Consider the following 16304-nt stretch of genomic DNA (forward strand, 5'->3'; position numbering starts at 1 on the left):
TTTATTTGATAATGATCCGCTTGTTTTTTGACATTCCTCTCAGCCATTTGAACAAAAGCGGCTTCATGCGGTTCCGAGTGAACGGAATCAGAAGACAGGCCCCTGCAATATCGGACAGAAAACCCGGAAGCATCAAAAGCAGGCCTCCGAAAAAGACGCATATTCCATCAAGAAGCGCTTCCCCCGGCATTTTGCCGTGCTGCAGGTCACGCATCACCCGATGATACACATCGGTTCCCTGTCTTTTTGCCACCAAGGCGCCTAATACGCCTGTCAAAATGATGAGAAGGAAGGTCGGAAAAACACCGAGCCATTTTCCCGCCAGCAGAAACAAGCCGATTTCAATTGCCGGACACACGATAAACAGTAAGAATAACACTCTCATTTTTCTGCCCTCCTGCCCTTCTAAAAGCGCGTCACCGCCCGCATGGGAATAGGAAAATCAGCCTAAAGACAAAAGAGAAGGGAAAACCCCCCCTCTCTTTTTTAAAGCTGTTTAAAGAACGCTTGCGCGGCCTTCATACACAGCGCCGCGGGCAGCGTCAACTGTGATAACCTGTCCTTCTGTTAAAACTGAAGTTGCGTTCTCCAGACCGACGATAACCGGAATGCCCAAGCTTAAACCGACAACGGCTGCATGGCTTGTCAGACCGCCTTCTTCAGTGATGAGCGCTGATGCTTTTTCAAGTGAAGCGATCATGTCGCGGTCAGTGCTTGAAGCAACCAATACTGCGCCGTCTGTCATTTTTTGTTCAGCTTCTTTCGCATTTTTTGCAACAACGACCGGACCGAATGCAGATTTGCGTCCGATGCCTTGTCCTTTTGCGATAATGCTGCCGACAGTGTGGACTTTCATCAGATTCGTCGTGCCTGATTCACCGACAGAACCTGCTGTAATGACAATCAGATCACCGCGTTTCACGATGCCGCTGTCAAGTGATTTTTGAACCGCGTCTTCAAGCATTTCATCGGTTGAAGTCGCGTTTTGGCCGCTTGCCGGGAATACACCGAATACAAGGCCGAGTTTGCGTGATACAGACTCATTGACCGTAACCGCTACAATCGGAGCCTGCGGACGGTATTTCGCGATCATACGCGCCGTATGGCCGCTTTCTGTAGGGGTAACGATAGCTGCCGCACTCAGATTGATCGCCGTGTGCGCAACTGATTGGCCGATCGCATCGGTAATCGTCATGCCGACCTGATCTCTGCGTTTAGACAGAATTTCTTTGTAGTTCAGAGATTCTTCCGTGCGTGTGGCGATGTTAAACATTGTTTGAACCGCTTCAACAGGATATTGTCCCGCAGCCGTCTCACCGGAAAGCATGATGGCGTCTGTGCCGTCGAAAATGGCGTTGGCAACGTCACTTGCTTCAGCGCGTGTCGGACGAGGGTTGCGCTGCATGCTGTCAAGCATTTGTGTCGCAGTAATAACCGGTTTGCCGAGCGCGTTGCATTTTTTGATCATTTCTTTTTGCACGAGCGGCACTTCTTCAGCCGGAATCTCTACGCCGAGGTCTCCGCGCGCTACCATTAAGCCGTCAGATACTTCCAGGATCGCATCCAGGTTGTCCACGCCTTCCTGGTTCTCGATCTTAGGAATGATTTGAATGTCAGACGCGTTATGCTCTTCAAGCAGTTCGCGGATTTCCAGGACATCCGTAGAACGGCGTACAAATGACGCAGCGATGAAATCAACGCCTTGCTCGATACCGAATACGATGTCTTTGGCGTCTTTTTCAGTAATTCCGGGAAGGTTGACGCTGACGCCGGGAACGTTTACGCCTTTTTTATTTTTCAGCGTGCCGCTGTTTAAGATTTTTGTTTTGATTTCGTGTTTTTCCGGATTTGATTCCAGCACTTCCAATCCGATTAAACCGTCATCCAACAGGATGATAGACCCTGCTGACACGTCGTCTGCCAGGCCTTCATAAGAAACTGAGAATTTTTCAAGCGTTCCCAGCACCTGTTTCGTAGAAACGACAATTTCATTTCCCGCCTGAAGCTCAAGCGCGCCGTTTTCCATATCGTGCGTACGGATTTCCGGACCTTTCGTATCGAGGAGAATCCCCACGTTTTTGCCGAGCTTTTTGCTTGCTTCTCTGATGTTTTTGATTCTTGCGCCGTGCTCTTCGAAATCACCGTGTGAAAAATTCAGACGAGCAACGTTCATACCCGCTTCCATCAATTTTGTCAGCATTTCTACACTTTCACTGGCCGGACCGATTGTACAAACGATTTTTGTTTTTTTCAACTCGTTCACTTCCTTCTGAAATCTTCAGCTTCTTCCGCCTTAAATAGACAGTTCTTTTGAAAGCTGATACATGTTTGGTTCAACAGTATGTTTTGATTCTAAAATTTCTATAATATCATGGTCTACAAGCTTGTTGTTTTGTATACCTACGCAGCGTCCGCCTTTTCCTTTAAGCAGAAGCTCAACCGCGTAAGCGCCGAGGCGGCTTGCAAGAACCCGGTCAGAAGCGCTTGGAGATCCGCCGCGCTGGATGTGCCCTAAAACGGATACCCGTGTTTCAAGGTTCGTTTCTTCTTCGATGCGTTTTCCGAATTCAACTCCGCTGCCTACCCCTTCTGCAACGATGATGATACTGTGTTTTTTGCCGCGGTCGTGCCCTCTCTTCAAACGGCCGATAATTTCCTGCATATCGTAGTCTGCTTCAGGAATTAAAATTGATTCCGCTCCGCCTGCAAGACCTGCCCATAAAGCAATGTCGCCCGCATGGCGCCCCATCACTTCAATAACGTATGTACGCTCATGAGACGTAGCGGTGTCACGGATTTTATCAATCGCATCAATTACGGTGTTTAGCGCCGTATCAAATCCGATCGTAAAATCAGTTCCCGGGATGTCATTATCTATCGTACCCGGTACACCCACACACGGAAACCCGTGTTCCGTTAATTTTTTCGCACCCATGTATGAACCGTCTCCGCCGATGACGACAAGACCTTCAATGCCGAGTTTCTTTAAATTTTCGATTCCTTTTTCACGGCCTTCAACTGTTTTGAATTCAGGACATCTGGCCGTATACAGCTTTGTTCCGCCGCGGTGGATGATGTCACCGACCGAACCAAGCTCCAGTTTCTCTATTTTTCCGCTGATTAATCCTGAATAACCGTTATAAATTCCGTACACTTCGACGTCGTGGTAGATAGCTTTCCGCACAACCGCGCGCACCGCAGCGTTCATACCCGGGGAATCCCCGCCGCTCGTTAAAACTCCTATACGCTTCATTTCCTATTCACCTCAGCAACATATATATGTTAAACATATCATGATCATTGCCCTAAAACAATGAAAAGGGACGCCTGAGCTCCCATGAAACCTTACCTATTATACAATTAAATAAATTGTTTTTAAATAAAATTTAAGGAATATCACAAAAATCACAAAAAATAAACGTGAGCCATAGGCTTCACGTCTATTCAGTTTACCCCGATATATTGATCCTCAACCGAAACTTTCCCGATTGCTTTATATTTTTCATAGCGCTGTGAGATCAATTCTTCGGCGTTCAATTGAAGAAGAGATTTTAACGTTTCTTTAAGAATACCGTCAATGTAGCCCGCCTGCTGCTTGATATCATGGTGAGCTCCGCCCTTCACTTCTTTAATCATATCATCAATAATTCCTAATTCTAATAAATCGGGCGCAGTAATCTTCATGGTTTCGGCCGCTTTTTTCGCAAGGCTGGAGTCTTTCCACAAAATGGACGCGGCTCCTTCAGGAGAAATAACGGAATACGTCGAGTTCTCAAGCATCAGCATGCGGTTGCCCACACCTAATGCAAGCGCGCCTCCGCTGCCGCCTTCCCCGATGACGATACAAACGACAGGCACTGTCAGGCCGGCCATCTCGAACAGGTTCTTGGCGATGGCTTCACTTTGTCCCCGTTCCTCCGCCGCTTTACCCGGGTACGCTCCCTTCGTGTCGATGAAGCAGATAATCGGGCGGTTGAACTTATCCGCCTGCTTCATGAGACGAAGCGCTTTGCGGTAGCCCTCAGGGTGAGGCATCCCGAAATTGCGGACAAGGTTTTCTTTCGTGTCTTTTCCGCGCTGATGACCGATGACGGTGACCGGCATGCCGTGATATTTGGCAACTCCGCCGACAATCGCCGCATCGTCTCCGTATGTTCTGTCTCCGTGGCACTCAAAAAAGTCGGTAAACAGGTATTGAATGTAATCAAGCGTCGTCGGCCGGTCGGGAAGGCGTGCGATCTGCACTCTGTCCCACGGCTTCAGGTTTTTATAAATCTCATCCTGGAGCTTGCTGAGCCGGTCTTCAAGCCTTGCGATTTCAGCGCTTAAATCCATCTCCGAATCTTGGGTGAATTTTTTCAGTTCGGCGATTTTCGTCTGCAGTTCAATCACTGGTTTTTCAAATTCTAATCTTGCAGCCACTCATGCTCACCTCCTGTTTGGTGCATGTCCAGCAGAAATGCGAGTTTGTCTTTCATGTCGTTTCGGTGAATCACCGCATCAAGCTGGCCGTGCTTTAATAAAAATTCCGCCGTCTGGAAATCTTCCGGCAGTTTTTCCCCGATCGTCTGTTCAATAATACGTCTTCCGGCAAATCCGATCAAGGCGCCCGGTTCAGCGAAATTATAATCACCGAGAGACGCGAAACTGGCCGATACGCCGCCTGTCGTCGGATGGGTCATGACAGAAATAATCAGTCCCTGCTCCTCACTGAACAGTTTTAATGCAGAGCTTGTCTTGGCCATTTGCATAAGGCTTAAGACCCCCTCCTGCATACGTGCGCCGCCGGAAGCGGTAAAGATGATAAACGGGACTTTTTCCTCTTTTGCTTTTTCAATTGCAAGCGTGATTTTTTCGCCGACAACCGAACCCATGCTGCCCATTCGGAATGTTGAATCCATGATCGCGATCACGGCAGGGAATCCGCTGATGGTTCCTTTTCCGGTAACCACCGCTTCATTCAGCGATGTTTTCTCACGGTCTTTTTCGATTTTTTCTAAGTATTCCGGGAAACCGAGCGGGTTTTCAGATATCATTCCCTGGTTGAATTCTTCGAATGAATCTTCATCCAGGAGGCTTTCAATGCGCTGCTTTGCATTCATCGGGAAATGGTGCCCGCAGTTCATGCAGACGCGCAGGTTTTTATCTAACTCTTTTGTGAGCATGATTTTTTTACATTTGGAGCACTTTGTCATAATGCCTTCCGGAACATCATGTTTTGCCTGCTCAGACGGCACGGAAGCATATTTTTTCTTTTTTGTGAATATATCCTTTAACAAATGATTACCTCCCTTTTGTGAAGGGTTCTCTTCACTGCATGTCTTCCGATTAGATAGACTTAATAATAACTTTACCGAAACTATTGTACTTTTTTTGTCAAACGGTGTCATCCTCCATTCGACATTTTTTGCTGCAAAACAGACGGAAACGGACGGATTTCATACCGTAAAAAGCGTTGTTCAGCCTTATCTGTCAGCGTTTTCAAAAGAAATAAGGATTCTGCTGAAATTTTTTTAAGACCTGCCCTTAAAAAAATGCCAGCAGTCCGTATATTGAACAGCAGCGCGTTGTTTTTTTCCAACGCGCTGCCATTTCATTTTTGTGTTATTATTCGCCGATAACCGTGAGCTGTCTTGTTTTTTCAGCCACTTCCTCAGGATCGACCGTAATTCTGGCGACGCCCGTTTCCATCGCTGCTTTCGCAACAGCTTTCGCAACGGCAGGAGCCACACGTTTGTCAAATGGAGCCGGGATGACATAATCAGCGCTTAATTCTTCCTCTGAAACGAGGGAAGCAATCGCTTCAACCGCAGCAATTTTCATTTCTTCGTTGATGTGAGTCGCGCGAACGTCAAGCGCCCCGCGGAAAATCCCAGGGAATGCCAGAACGTTATTGACCTGGTTCGGGAAATCAGAACGGCCTGTTCCGATTACGCTTGCGCCGGCTGCGCGCGCGTCTTCAGGCATGATTTCCGGATTCGGGTTGGCCATTGCGAAGATAATTGGATCTTTCGCCATGCTCTCCACCATTTCTTTCGTCAGCGCGCCTTCGACTGATACGCCGATAAAGACGTCTGCATCTTTAATGACATCCTGCAGCGAACCGTCGTTGCGGTCTTGGTTTGTAAACTTGGCCACTTCGTTTTTCACTGCGTTCATGCCGGCAGGACGCCCTTCGTAAATCGCCCCTTTAGAGTCGCACATTACGATGTCGCGTACGCCGAAATGGTAAAGAAGCTTGATGATCGCGATGCCTGCCGCTCCCGCTCCGTTTGCCACAACTTTAATGGATGACATGGATTTTCCTGATAATTTCAGCGCGTTTACAAGTCCGGCAACGGTTACGATGGCAGTGCCGTGCTGATCATCGTGGAAAACCGGAATGTTTGTTTCTTTTTTCAGGCGCTCTTCGATAATGAAGCAGTTCGGCGCCGCAATATCTTCAAGGTTGACACCGCCGAATGTCGGTGCAAGCAGCTTCACAGTGTCAATGATTTTGTCCACATCGTTTGTGTCAAGCGCGATCGGGAATGCGTCCACGCCCGCGAAACTTTTGAACAGCACCGCTTTCCCTTCCATGACCGGAAGTGAAGCTTCAGGCCCGATATTACCGAGACCGAGAACGGCTGATCCGTCTGTTACGACTGCTACCATGTTCCCCTTCATTGTATAATCATATACTTTATTTTTATCGTCATAAATCTCTTTACAAGGCTCAGCTACTCCGGGAGAATAGGCAAGGCTTAAGTCGTCCGCGTTTCTGACTTCTACCTTTGCTTTTGATTCCAGCTTTCCTTGATTTACTTTGTGTAAATGTAACGCTTCTTCTCTTAATGACATTCTAAACACTCCTTTTAAGTACTTTGTTACATATTCTGCCGCATAGACTGGTACAATCGCTGGAGGTGAAAAATTTCAGAATCTTTAAATAAGATAGCACAATTGTTTCAATTGTATAACAAAATGATTATTGTTACCACTATTTTAACACGACGTTTTCGCGGCCCAGCAGCTCTTTTAAGCGGTATAACGCCTGATGGTCCGCCTGAATATGAAAAGTATCCGGCAGCCTGATCGTCTGCTTGTCTTTTTCATAATAAAGATAAACGCCGGTTTCCCCTTTATGCTCCAGTAAAATACGCTTCATCTTTTCCAAAAACTCCTGATTGTGCCGGCTGCCTTCGATTTTGATGTAAACAGACGGCGCTCTGTCTGCCTCCGTCTGCTCAAGAAGAGAGGCGGATGACATGATGAATTGTGTCTTCTCCTGACGCTCTTCCATTTTTCCGGCGGCGAATAAAAGCGCGCCTTCTTTTAACAGCGGAGACAGCCTTCTATATTGGTCAGGAAACACGACGGCTTCCATTTCTCCCGTTTCATCGCTTAATGTGAGAAACGCCATATGCTGACCTGTCTTTGTCCGAATCGTTTTGATGCCCGCGAGCAAAGCTCCGATTGACAGCTGCCCCTTCGGCATCTGCCGCGCTGCTGTGATCGCTTGCGCCCCCCGTTTTTTCAGGAGATCCCTGAAAGCAGATAAAGGATGGCTTGAGAAATAAACACCGAGAGCTTCTTTTTCGAACCGAAGCTTGTCCACGAGCGGAAATTCCTCAGCCTCTACATATTTTGGCTTAATGGAGAACGATTCTTCCAAAAACAATCCCATTTGGTCATCGTCTGCACGAAAAAGTTCAGCGTGCTCTAAAGCAACATCAACGGAGGCCAGCAAGGCGGCGCGATTTTGATTGAATTCGTCCATGGCGCCAGAAAATATAAGGGCTTCGATGGTTTTCCGATTCACGCTTTTTGCGGGTACGCGAAAGCAGAAATCGAAAAGATCCTCGAACGGTTTATGTGTTCTTGCTTTATAAATATCTTTCACTGCCGAGACGCCTACGTTTTTAACGGCCCGCAAACTGTATCTGACGGCTCCGTTTTCCGGCGCAAACGGAAAACCGCTTTTGTTTATTGACGGCGGAAGGACTTGAATCCCGCTCCCCTTCGCTTCATGCAGATATTGCGATATTTTGTCCTCATTGCCGATGACGCTCGTCAACAGCCCGCACATAAAATATAACGGATAATGCGCTTTTAAATAGGCGAGCTGATAGCCGATCATGCTGTATGCGACAGCATGGCTTCTGTTGAATCCGTAGTTAGCGAATTTTACAATCAGATCGTAGACCTCGTTTGCAGTGACTACAGAATACTCCTTTTTTATGCACCCTTCAACAAAATGGCTTCGCTCTCTGTCCAGAATGTCCTTTTGCTTTTTGCTGACAGCCCGTCTGAGCAGATCCGCTTCACCTAATGAAAACCCTGCCATGCGCGAGGCGATCATCATTATCTGTTCTTGATAGACGATGACGCCGTAAGTGTCACTGAGAATATTTCTTACGTCCTCGTGCGGCACTTCCACACGCGCCCGCCCGTGCTTCCGGTCGATAAATAACGGAATATTTTCCATCGGTCCCGGTCTGTATAGCGCGTTAACCGCGACAATGTCTTCCAGTCTTGACGGCTTCAGGCGCTTCAGCACGTTTCTCATTCCTGATGATTCCAGCTGGAAAATACCCGTCGTATCACCGTTTGACAATAGTGAGAACGTTTTTTCATCCTGATAAGAAATCTCAGAAAAATCAATTTTCGTATTCGTTTCTTTTTCAATCATCGTTTTTATGGATTCAATAAGCGTCAGGTTGCGCAAACCTAAAAAGTCCATTTTTAAAAGACCGAGATCTTCCAAGTGATCCATCGCATACTGCGTTAAATACACGCCGTCATGCCCTTCTTGAAGAGGGACAACTTCCGAAAGCGGCTCTTTACTGAGAACGACCCCGGCCGCATGTGTTGACGTGTGTCTCGGAAGACCTTCAATTTTCCTTGCGATCTGAAACACTTTATGAAGAACGGCGGATTCGGACAGCCGCCTGTTCAGCTGAGCGGACTGCCGCCTCGCCTCCTCAAGCGTCATTCCCGGTTTTGACGGAATCAGGCGGGCAAGCTGGTCGGCTTCTTTCGGGCTGATTCCGAACACTCTCCCGGTATCCCTTAACGCCGCCTTTGCGGCCAATGTCCCGAAGGTGATAATCTGGGCGACGTGCATGGCCCCGTACTTATTTTGTACATACTGAATGACCTCATCCCTTCTCGTATCAGGGAAATCGATATCAATATCCGGCATGCTGATCCGCTCGGGATTAAGAAATCTCTCAAACAGCAGAGAATGTTTAAGCGGATCCACGTCGGTAATGAAAAGGGAGTAAGCGACAAGCGAGCCTGCCGCGGACCCTCTTCCCGGGCCTGTCACAATGCCCTTTTCATGCGCGTACTTCATAAAGTCCCATACGATGAGAAAATAATCACTGAATTTCATGCGCCTGATGACGTCCAGCTCATATTCAAGCCGGCGGACAGCGCGCTCCTCAGGAGTGCCGAAACGGAGGCGCAGCCCCTCATGACAGATCTCCGCCAAATAGTCATCGGCTGATTTGCCGTCCGGTGCCGGAAAAGACGGAAGCTGTGTCTGTCCGAGGCTGACATCGACCCGGCATTGCCGGGCGATACGCGCGGCTGCTTCAATCGCTTCCGGATGCCGCGTGTAAAGCTCTGCCATTTCTTCAGGCGTCCTCAAGTATAAGTCCGGCAGATCCCCGCTCTGATCCTCCCACTTCTCTCCGGCTTTAATAGCGCACAGACAGCGGTACGCATCTTGATCTTCTTTCTTGATATAACGGACATCCCCCGCAGCGCAGACAGCGATTTCCGTTTCGGCTGACAGGCGGAGAATCTCTTCTGATAACGTCTCATGTCCTTTAAACGGCTGGTACCCTAAATAAAAACGGCCGTCTCCGAACAGCTCCCGGAATCCTTCGGCAGCCCGGACCGCTTCTTCAAACTTCCCGGTTTGAAGCAGGCTTTCAATGTAGCCGTTTTCACCGGGCGTAATGGCGATCAGCCCCTCACGATAGCTCTTCATCCATTTTCGCTTCATGCCGCCCTTTGCCATGGATTGCAGCGCACTTGAGATTTTCACCAGGTTCTGATAGCCGGTGTTTGTCTCTGCTAAAAGAATGAGCGGGTGTGCTTCAAGCTCCGTATCGTCCGTGTATATAGAAGCCGTCAGACCGATAATCGGCTTAATTCCGTTTGATTTGCATGCTTTATAAAACTCAATGGCGCCGTACATCACATTTTCGTCCGTCAGCGCCAATGATGAATATCCGAGTTCCTTCGCTTGTGTAACAAGCTCTTTTACAGAAGCGGCGCTGTTTAACAGGCTGTAGCCGCTATGTACTTGCAGGTGAACAAAAGACAATGCCGCCACTCCTTTCCCATACGTTCATTTTGCCTTTCTACATTATAAGACGGGTTTTCTTAAGAAACAAATGTTCTTTTTTTGACTCATCATCATACTTGTCCGTTTCGCTCAATATGATAGAAAAGTGAGGTGGTGTATATATGGATCAGGAAGCCGGATTTATGGCGAATTTCATCAGCAGTTATTTTATCGCCCTCGGTGTGTTGCTCGGCGGCGCGCTGATCGGCGGCCTCGGAGCTTATTTATCAGGCGAGCCTCCGCTGACAGCGATCACAAAATTGGCGAACAGACTGAAGATCTGGGCGCTTGTCGCGGCCATCGGGGGAACATTTGACGCGGTATACAGTTTCGAGCGGGGGCTGTTTGAAGGCAACACGCGCGACATCTTCAAACAGCTTCTTTTAATTATTTCAGCAATGGGCGGCGCGCAGACCGGCTGGCTGATTATTTCATGGCTGACCCAGGAGAATATGTCATCATGAGAATTCCCGAGTATTATAAAAAACCGGGATGGCAGCGTTTTTTTGCGGGAATGATGTGCGGAGCCATCGTCAGCTGGCTGTTCTTTCTGTTTACATACGGAACGTTTCAGGAAGAACAGGTGACGTTAATTGAAAAGCAGCGGGAGCACGCGCGGGATTTAAAAAACCAAATCTCCATCTATCAGAAGGATCTTCATAAATTAAATGAGGATAATAAGCAAAGACTTCTCATCCAAAGTGTTGATGTGAAGCTGATCAATGGGGAAAAATACAGAATCGCCCAGCCTGACAAGATGAAATTTGAGGAACAAGTGAAAGATAATATATCTGAAGTCATCACAAAGGATATTGAAAGCGTGTATAAAACAAAGGAACTTTTAAAACGGACGATTGAAAACAAAATATACACCATAAATGAGAAGGAATTTAAGGCTGAAGTAAAGGAACTGACGATTTATACGAGATTGTCTGTCGAAATTCATATTTCTTTTGCGACGTAATTATGTCATTTTTAAAAAATTTCCATAGACCTGTCGCTTTTTTCTCCGCTTTTTTATAAACTGTAGATGAGACATTTTCAATGATTCTGAAGGGAGGAAGGGAAAATGGAGGTTTTTAGTGAACGCCGCTTGGCAAAAGATCATGCAGCCCGAATCAGACAAGGCTATTCCGCATATGCAGAAACAGACACACTCGCTTCCCTCATAAAAAAAGAACTCCAAATCTGTAATCTCCGCGTCTACGAAGACCTGACTGATTTCGGCTGCTGGTTCATCCCCGTGACAGATGAACACTAAGAAAGAGGGTCTCCCCTCTACTTGTGTTCGTTACATACCTCTTCCAGATCAGCAAGAATCTGATCGGTTTCATCCCAGCTGAAGATGGATGCGCCGGCCGCAAGCGGATGTCCGCCGCCATTGTATTTCCGGGCAATTCCGTTGATGACCGGACCTTTTGAACGGAACCGGACTCTGATTTGATCGTCTTCTTCTACGAAAAACACCCAAGCGCGGATACCCGAAATATTTCCGAGTGTTCCGACAAGCTGCGACGCTTCAGAAGCGGTGGTTCCATATGTCTCCAAAATGTCTTTTTTAATGAAAACGGAAGCGACGCCGTTTTCAGACAGTGACACATTTTGATAAATAAAGCCGTTAAGCTTCACTACATTTAATTTTGTTTCATACAATTGATTGAACAGCTCTGACGATGAAAATGGGAACTCAATGAGCTCTCCCGCGTATTTTAATGTCTTTTTTGTGGTGTTCGGGAATAAGAAACGCCCCGTATCACCGACGATACCCGCGTAGATCAGCTCAGCTGCTTTCGTATTCAGTTTCCAGCCGTGCTGCTTTCCTTCCAGGTACAGCTCATAGATCATTTCGCTTACGGAGCTTGCATTCGTATCGACCCATAACAGATCGCCATACGGATCTTCATTTGGATGGTGGTCTATTTTCATGAGCTTTGCGCCGGAATGGTAGCGCTGATCGTCGACCCTGCCTTGGTTTGCGGTGTCGCACACGATGACAAGAGCATCTTTATAGGTTTCGTCATCCACCTCATCGAGGGAATATAAAAAAGACAAGGACGGCTCAGGCTGTCCGACGGCAAAAATATTTTTTTCGGGATACGTTTCCCGCAGGATTTCCGTAAGGCCGCACTGTGAACCGTAGGCGTCCGGGTCAGGCCTCACATGTCTATGTAAGATAATGGTGTCATATAATGATATGGTTCTGATCAGTTCGGATTTCATCGTTTTCTCCTTTTCGTTTTTATTCATTTAATCATACTCTTTATCCATGGAAAAGGAAAATCTTTCAGCAACGGTATAAACTGTTTTGCAAACTCATATAATGGAGGATTTCATTTATGCTGGTTTTTGTTTTTCTCATCGGGCTTTCTGCCTGCTTTTACGTGTATTACAAAGTAAAAGGAATCCAGACGAAACGGGCGCTGGAGAAGGAATGTTTTTCGGCTAAATCAAGTATGGCATTAGGCGCGCTGGTGCTTTTGTACGGAGTAAACCAAATGATTCTGTTTCACTCCGTCCTGACCCTGGTCATCGGCGGCGTCTTCATTTTAATCGGAGCAGGCAGCGCATGGGCCGGGTATAAAGCCTATAAGCATTATGAGCCCATCCATGCAAAGGAAGCGGAGAGAGACCACGCATAATGAATGCCAAGGGACCCGGGTGCGTCCCTTAACTTCTCTCCATCAGCTGCACCATGAGCATCGCTTTTGAAACGATGCCGCTTTGGCTTGACACTTCCACTTCCATTTTCCCGAATTTCCGGCCCGCCTCTAAAATGCGCGGTTTCACTTCAATGACCGACTCCATCTGTACGGGCTTCAGGAAGAAAATCGTAATGCTTTCAATGACCAGCTCGCCGCGTTTGCGGGAGCGTAAAAATCGGCTGGCGGCCTGGGTTAAAATCGTCGTAAACACCCCGTAAGAAATCGTGCCGAGCTGATTGGTCATTTGCGGCGTGACTTCATATTGATAAACGGCCGGCGTTTTGTCATCTTCCTCTTCTTTAAATCCCCTTGAAACAATATCATCCAGCTTTTCCCCGACCTGAGGCTGCTTTTGAACCATTTGAAGCGCTTTTAAGACATCCTGGCGGCTGATCATTCCGATCAGTTTGTGATGCCCGTCTGTCACCGGAAGCACTTCAATTCCTTCCCAAACCATCATTTGAGCCGCTGAGGCGACAGATGTTTTCCCGATCACCGTGACAGGGTTTTTGGTCATTACTTTTTCAATCGGAACTGACCGGTCATGCCCCGCGATATCTTTCGATGTGAGGATTCCGTGGATTTTCATCTGCTGATCGATAACCGGGAAGCGGCCGTGTCCGGTTTCATAGTTTTTTTCGTACCATTTCTCCAGCTTATCCTTAGGGGACAGCGTCACTGTCCGATCTGCGGGCGTCAAAATGTCTTCCACTAGCACAATCTCTTTTTTTATGAGCTGATCATAGATCGCCCGGTTGATCATCGCGGCTACCGTAAAGGTATCGTAGCTCGTGGAGAGAATCGGAAGCTCAAGCATATCGGCCAGCTCGATAATGCTGTCGTCGGTATTAAACCCTCCTGTTACCAAAACAGCCGCGCCCGCTTCAAGCGCCTGGCGGTGGGCGTTGATTCGGTTCCCGACGATTAACAGGTTCCCCGCCGCCGTGTAACGCATCATCGCGTCAAGCTCCATCGCGCCGATCACAAACTTATTCAACGTTTTATGCAGACCGGCTTTTCCGCCGAGAACCTGGCCGTCTATCACATTGACGACCTCGGCGTATGTCAGCTTTTCAATATTTTCTTTTTTCTTCTGTTCAATCCGGATGGTCCCCACACGTTCAATAGTGGAAACGAATCCTTTGTTTTCGGCTTCCTTAATTGCTCTGTAAGCCGTTCCTTCACTGACTTTCATTTCTTTCGCAATTCTTCTGACCGAAATTTTTTCACCGACAGGAAGCGAATCTATGTATGATAGGATTTGTTCATGCTTTGTTGCCAAGCGTTTCACCTCTAAGGACAGTCTTCTGCTTTTATTATAAGGGTACGGGGGATTCATTCGCAATGAGACGCCCGAAAAAAGGCGGCATCACAAAAAGACCTTCTGAATGCTTGATTCAGAAGGTCTTTGATACATATGTCAGGCAAGCTCAATGGTCTCGCCGACCGCCATGACTTTGCCGACGCCTCCGGGCAGACTTTCGGCGAAAGCGTCAGGGTCCTGTTCAATGACGGGAAATGTATTGTAATGAACGGGCACGACCTGTTTCGCTCTGAGCCATTCAGCCGCGAGTTTCGCATCTTCAGGACCCATGGTGTAGTTATCACCGATCGGCAGAAATGCCAGATCAATGTGATTCAGCTCCCCGATCAGTTTCATATCAGAGAACAGCGCCGTGTCCCCGGCGTGGAAAATCGTTTTGCCGTCAATCGTCAATAAAATCCCGGCCGGCATCCCCGTGTACGTAATGGTTTTGTTTTCTTCATCAGTGACCGCCGATCCGTGGAATGCCTGTGTCAGTTTCACTTTGCCGAAATCAAATTGGCGCGCCCCGCCGATATGCATCGGGTGGACCTTTAAACCTTTAAAGCCGAGATAAACGGCCAGCTCGTTCGGCGCAATGACGAGCGCATCGTTTTGTTTGGCGATCTGCTCTGTATCTCCGACATGGTCATTGTGTCCGTGAGTAAGCAGGATGACATCCGCTTTCACTTCTTCCGGTTTCAAATTTGTCAGACTGTTTCCGGTCAGAAACGGATCAAAAATAATGTTATGGGTTTTCGTTTCCACTTGAATGACAGAATGTCCGTGATAAGTCACTTTCATTGTTTTCACCTCATAAAAAATTAATATTTATCAAGTTCCCTTTTTGACAAACGAAAAAACTTACAGGGATTGATGCCTGTTAATCACATTCAGCCCGCCTGTTGCTTCAATGACCGTTCCGGTTACAAGATCGGAATCTTCTTCACATAAAAAGGCGATGATTCTCGCAATATCCTCTCCGGTTCCGGACCTGCCGATCGGCGTCTTTTCTTTGCCGATTTTCCGTCTTGCTTCCTCTATAGACGCTTCTTTCATATCTCCTACAATATCACCCGGACAGACCATATTGGCCGTAATGCCTGATTCAGCTTCTTCAATCGCAATGGTTTTCGTTAACGAAGCCAATCCGACTTTAGCCGCTCCGAAAGCGGAACGGTGAAGCCAGCCGGGGGCATGGTCCGCTCCTTGAAAACCGTATGTAATAATCCGGCCGAACCGCTGCTGTCTCATGACCGGGATAACCGCTTTAAACAGATGGAAAACGGCGCTTAAATTCCCTTCAAGCATGTCATACCATTCGTCATCGGAATAATTGGCAAGCTTTTTGCGCTCAAATATGTACGGCCCGGCATTGTTAATCAGTATGTCAATCCTTCCAAACCGCTGAAGGGCTGCATCGGCGATCCGCATGAGATCTTCTTTCCGGGTTACATCGCCCTTAACGAATTGCAATCTGTCATGGCACCCGGGATAATCCGCCTTCAGACAGGCGACCGCTTCTTCGTCTTGTCTGTAATTCACTGTGACAGAGAAGCCTTTTTCCAGAAGCATTTCAGTCACTTTTCGGCCCAATCCCTTTGTACCGGCAGTGATTAGAGCATGTCGCACATTGAATACCCTCCCCAGGCAACGTTGCCGCTTCAATAAAATCAAGACGTTTCTCCCTCTACTTTACTATAAACAAACGGCAATATCACTTTTTTACACTTCGACCGCACGAAAAAAAAGCCGTCTTTACAGACAGCTTAATTTTCTGAAGGAGCAGAGGCTTCCTCCATGCCGACATAACCGCTTTCGTATGCCTCTGAGATGAGCCTGGCCGTTTCTTCACTTTCTCTTTCATCATAGATGTAACGGTCTTGTTCTTTGCGCATTCCTTCTACCTCCCATCTTTATAGATGTAGGGTGTCTGATATGACGGGAAAATATGAAGGAA

Annotated in this window: 16 protein-coding genes; 4 read left to right on the forward strand and 12 right to left on the reverse strand. The window is 47.5% G+C overall.

Translation table 11 applies throughout. The features are described from left to right. Position 1 precedes the first annotated feature (1 nt). The 7 genes from SB847_RS09795 to dnaE all read right to left on the reverse strand — a co-directional run bounded on the left by SB847_RS09795 (position 2) and on the right by dnaE (position 10318). Positions 2-385, reverse strand: a complete 384-nt coding sequence (locus tag SB847_RS09795) for an FxsA family protein (RefSeq protein WP_045208446.1) — start codon at positions 383-385, stop codon at positions 2-4. 111 nt (positions 386-496) lie between these two features. Next, positions 497-2254, reverse strand: a complete 1758-nt coding sequence (pyk, locus tag SB847_RS09800; protein WP_326150451.1) for a pyruvate kinase — start codon at positions 2252-2254, stop codon at positions 497-499. Positions 2255-2293: 39 nt separating this feature from the next. Continuing rightward, the gene (gene pfkA / locus SB847_RS09805) at positions 2294-3253 is read right to left on the reverse strand and encodes a 6-phosphofructokinase (protein WP_007408068.1); all 960 of its coding nucleotides are present in this window, start codon (positions 3251-3253) and stop codon (positions 2294-2296) included. Positions 3254-3444: 191 nt separating this feature from the next. After that, complete coding sequence (accA, locus tag SB847_RS09810; protein ID WP_007408067.1) at positions 3445-4422, reverse strand: acetyl-CoA carboxylase carboxyl transferase subunit alpha; 978 nt, start codon at positions 4420-4422, stop codon at positions 3445-3447. Continuing rightward, positions 4407-5279: an acetyl-CoA carboxylase, carboxyltransferase subunit beta gene (accD, locus tag SB847_RS09815; RefSeq protein WP_007613077.1), complete on the reverse strand. Its 873-nt coding sequence runs from the start codon at positions 5277-5279 to the stop codon at positions 4407-4409. Before accD ends, accA begins: the two co-directional genes overlap by 16 nt. A 328-nt stretch (positions 5280-5607) precedes the next feature. Continuing rightward, on the reverse strand, positions 5608-6840 hold the full coding sequence (gene ystJ, locus SB847_RS09820; RefSeq protein WP_007613079.1) for an NADP-dependent malic enzyme: 1233 nt from the start codon (positions 6838-6840) through the stop codon (positions 5608-5610). 139 nt (positions 6841-6979) lie between these two features. Next, positions 6980-10318, reverse strand: coding sequence for a DNA polymerase III subunit alpha (gene dnaE / locus SB847_RS09825; RefSeq protein WP_410561312.1), 3339 nt, complete (start codon positions 10316-10318; stop codon positions 6980-6982). A gap of 143 nt (positions 10319-10461) precedes the next feature. Here dnaE and ytrH point away from each other — a divergent pair, with 143 nt between their 5' ends. The 3 genes from ytrH to SB847_RS09840 all read left to right on the forward strand — a co-directional run bounded on the left by ytrH (position 10462) and on the right by SB847_RS09840 (position 11600). Beyond that, on the forward strand, positions 10462-10803 hold the full coding sequence (gene ytrH / locus SB847_RS09830; protein ID WP_003152438.1) for a sporulation membrane protein YtrH: 342 nt from the start codon (positions 10462-10464) through the stop codon (positions 10801-10803). Beyond that, entirely contained in the window at positions 10800-11303 is a 504-nt protein-coding gene (gene ytrI, locus SB847_RS09835; protein WP_007408062.1) for a sporulation membrane protein YtrI, read from the forward strand. The genes ytrH and ytrI overlap by 4 nt, the downstream gene beginning before the upstream one ends. Positions 11304-11408: 105 nt before the next feature. Then, complete coding sequence (locus tag SB847_RS09840) at positions 11409-11600, forward strand: YtzJ family protein (RefSeq protein WP_007408061.1); 192 nt, start codon at positions 11409-11411, stop codon at positions 11598-11600. A gap of 17 nt (positions 11601-11617) precedes the next feature. Here the strand turns inward: SB847_RS09840 and SB847_RS09845 are convergent, their stop codons facing one another. Then, positions 11618-12559, reverse strand: a complete 942-nt coding sequence (locus tag SB847_RS09845) for a DHH family phosphoesterase (protein ID WP_003152435.1) — start codon at positions 12557-12559, stop codon at positions 11618-11620. A 116-nt stretch (positions 12560-12675) separates the two neighbouring features. Here SB847_RS09845 and SB847_RS09850 point away from each other — a divergent pair, with 116 nt between their 5' ends. Continuing rightward, the gene (locus SB847_RS09850) at positions 12676-12978 is read left to right on the forward strand and encodes a YtpI family protein (RefSeq protein WP_003152434.1); all 303 of its coding nucleotides are present in this window, start codon (positions 12676-12678) and stop codon (positions 12976-12978) included. A 28-nt stretch (positions 12979-13006) separates the two neighbouring features. Here SB847_RS09850 and SB847_RS09855 read toward each other — a convergent pair whose 3' ends face one another. The 4 genes from SB847_RS09855 to SB847_RS09870 form a co-directional block, all read right to left on the reverse strand. Further along, a complete protein-coding gene (locus SB847_RS09855) occupies positions 13007-14323 on the reverse strand; it encodes a CBS domain-containing protein (RefSeq protein ID WP_007408058.1) in 1317 nt (438 codons plus the stop codon). A 138-nt stretch (positions 14324-14461) separates the two neighbouring features. Further along, positions 14462-15148 carry a metal-dependent hydrolase gene (locus tag SB847_RS09860; protein WP_160216546.1) on the reverse strand — a complete coding sequence of 229 codons (687 nt, stop codon included), beginning with the start codon at positions 15146-15148 and terminating at the stop codon, positions 14462-14464. Positions 15149-15208: 60 nt separating this feature from the next. After that, positions 15209-15976, reverse strand: a complete 768-nt coding sequence (locus SB847_RS09865; protein ID WP_410561311.1) for an SDR family oxidoreductase — start codon at positions 15974-15976, stop codon at positions 15209-15211. A 137-nt stretch (positions 15977-16113) separates the two neighbouring features. Continuing rightward, complete coding sequence (locus tag SB847_RS09870) at positions 16114-16242, reverse strand: hypothetical protein (protein ID WP_257720510.1); 129 nt, start codon at positions 16240-16242, stop codon at positions 16114-16116. Positions 16243-16304 lie beyond the last annotated feature (62 nt).

The sequence above is a fragment of the Bacillus sp. SIMBA_026 genome, assembly GCF_046535335.1.
GTDB classification, from domain to species: domain Bacteria; phylum Bacillota; class Bacilli; order Bacillales; family Bacillaceae; genus Bacillus; species Bacillus velezensis.

Excerpts from the sequence above, each read along its gene's own strand:
- ytrH (WP_003152438.1), top strand. The coding sequence starts at position 10,462 with ATGGATCAGGAAGCCGGATTTATGGCGAATTTCATCAGCAGTTATTTT.
- SB847_RS09795 (WP_045208446.1), bottom strand. The coding sequence starts at position 385 with ATGAGAGTGTTATTCTTACTGTTTATCGTGTGTCCGGCAATTGAAATC.
- pfkA (WP_007408068.1), bottom strand. The coding sequence starts at position 3,253 with ATGAAGCGTATAGGAGTTTTAACGAGCGGCGGGGATTCCCCGGGTATG.
- ytrI (WP_007408062.1), top strand. The coding sequence starts at position 10,800 with ATGAGAATTCCCGAGTATTATAAAAAACCGGGATGGCAGCGTTTTTTT.
- SB847_RS09840 (WP_007408061.1), top strand. The coding sequence starts at position 11,409 with ATGGAGGTTTTTAGTGAACGCCGCTTGGCAAAAGATCATGCAGCCCGA.
- SB847_RS09870 (WP_257720510.1), bottom strand. The coding sequence starts at position 16,242 with ATGCGCAAAGAACAAGACCGTTACATCTATGATGAAAGAGAAAGTGAA.
- SB847_RS09850 (WP_003152434.1), top strand. The coding sequence starts at position 12,676 with ATGCTGGTTTTTGTTTTTCTCATCGGGCTTTCTGCCTGCTTTTACGTG.
- SB847_RS09845 (WP_003152435.1), bottom strand. The coding sequence starts at position 12,559 with ATGAAATCCGAACTGATCAGAACCATATCATTATATGACACCATTATC.
- SB847_RS09860 (WP_160216546.1), bottom strand. The coding sequence starts at position 15,148 with ATGAAAGTGACTTATCACGGACATTCTGTCATTCAAGTGGAAACGAAA.
- ystJ (WP_007613079.1), bottom strand. The coding sequence starts at position 6,840 with ATGTCATTAAGAGAAGAAGCGTTACATTTACACAAAGTAAATCAAGGA.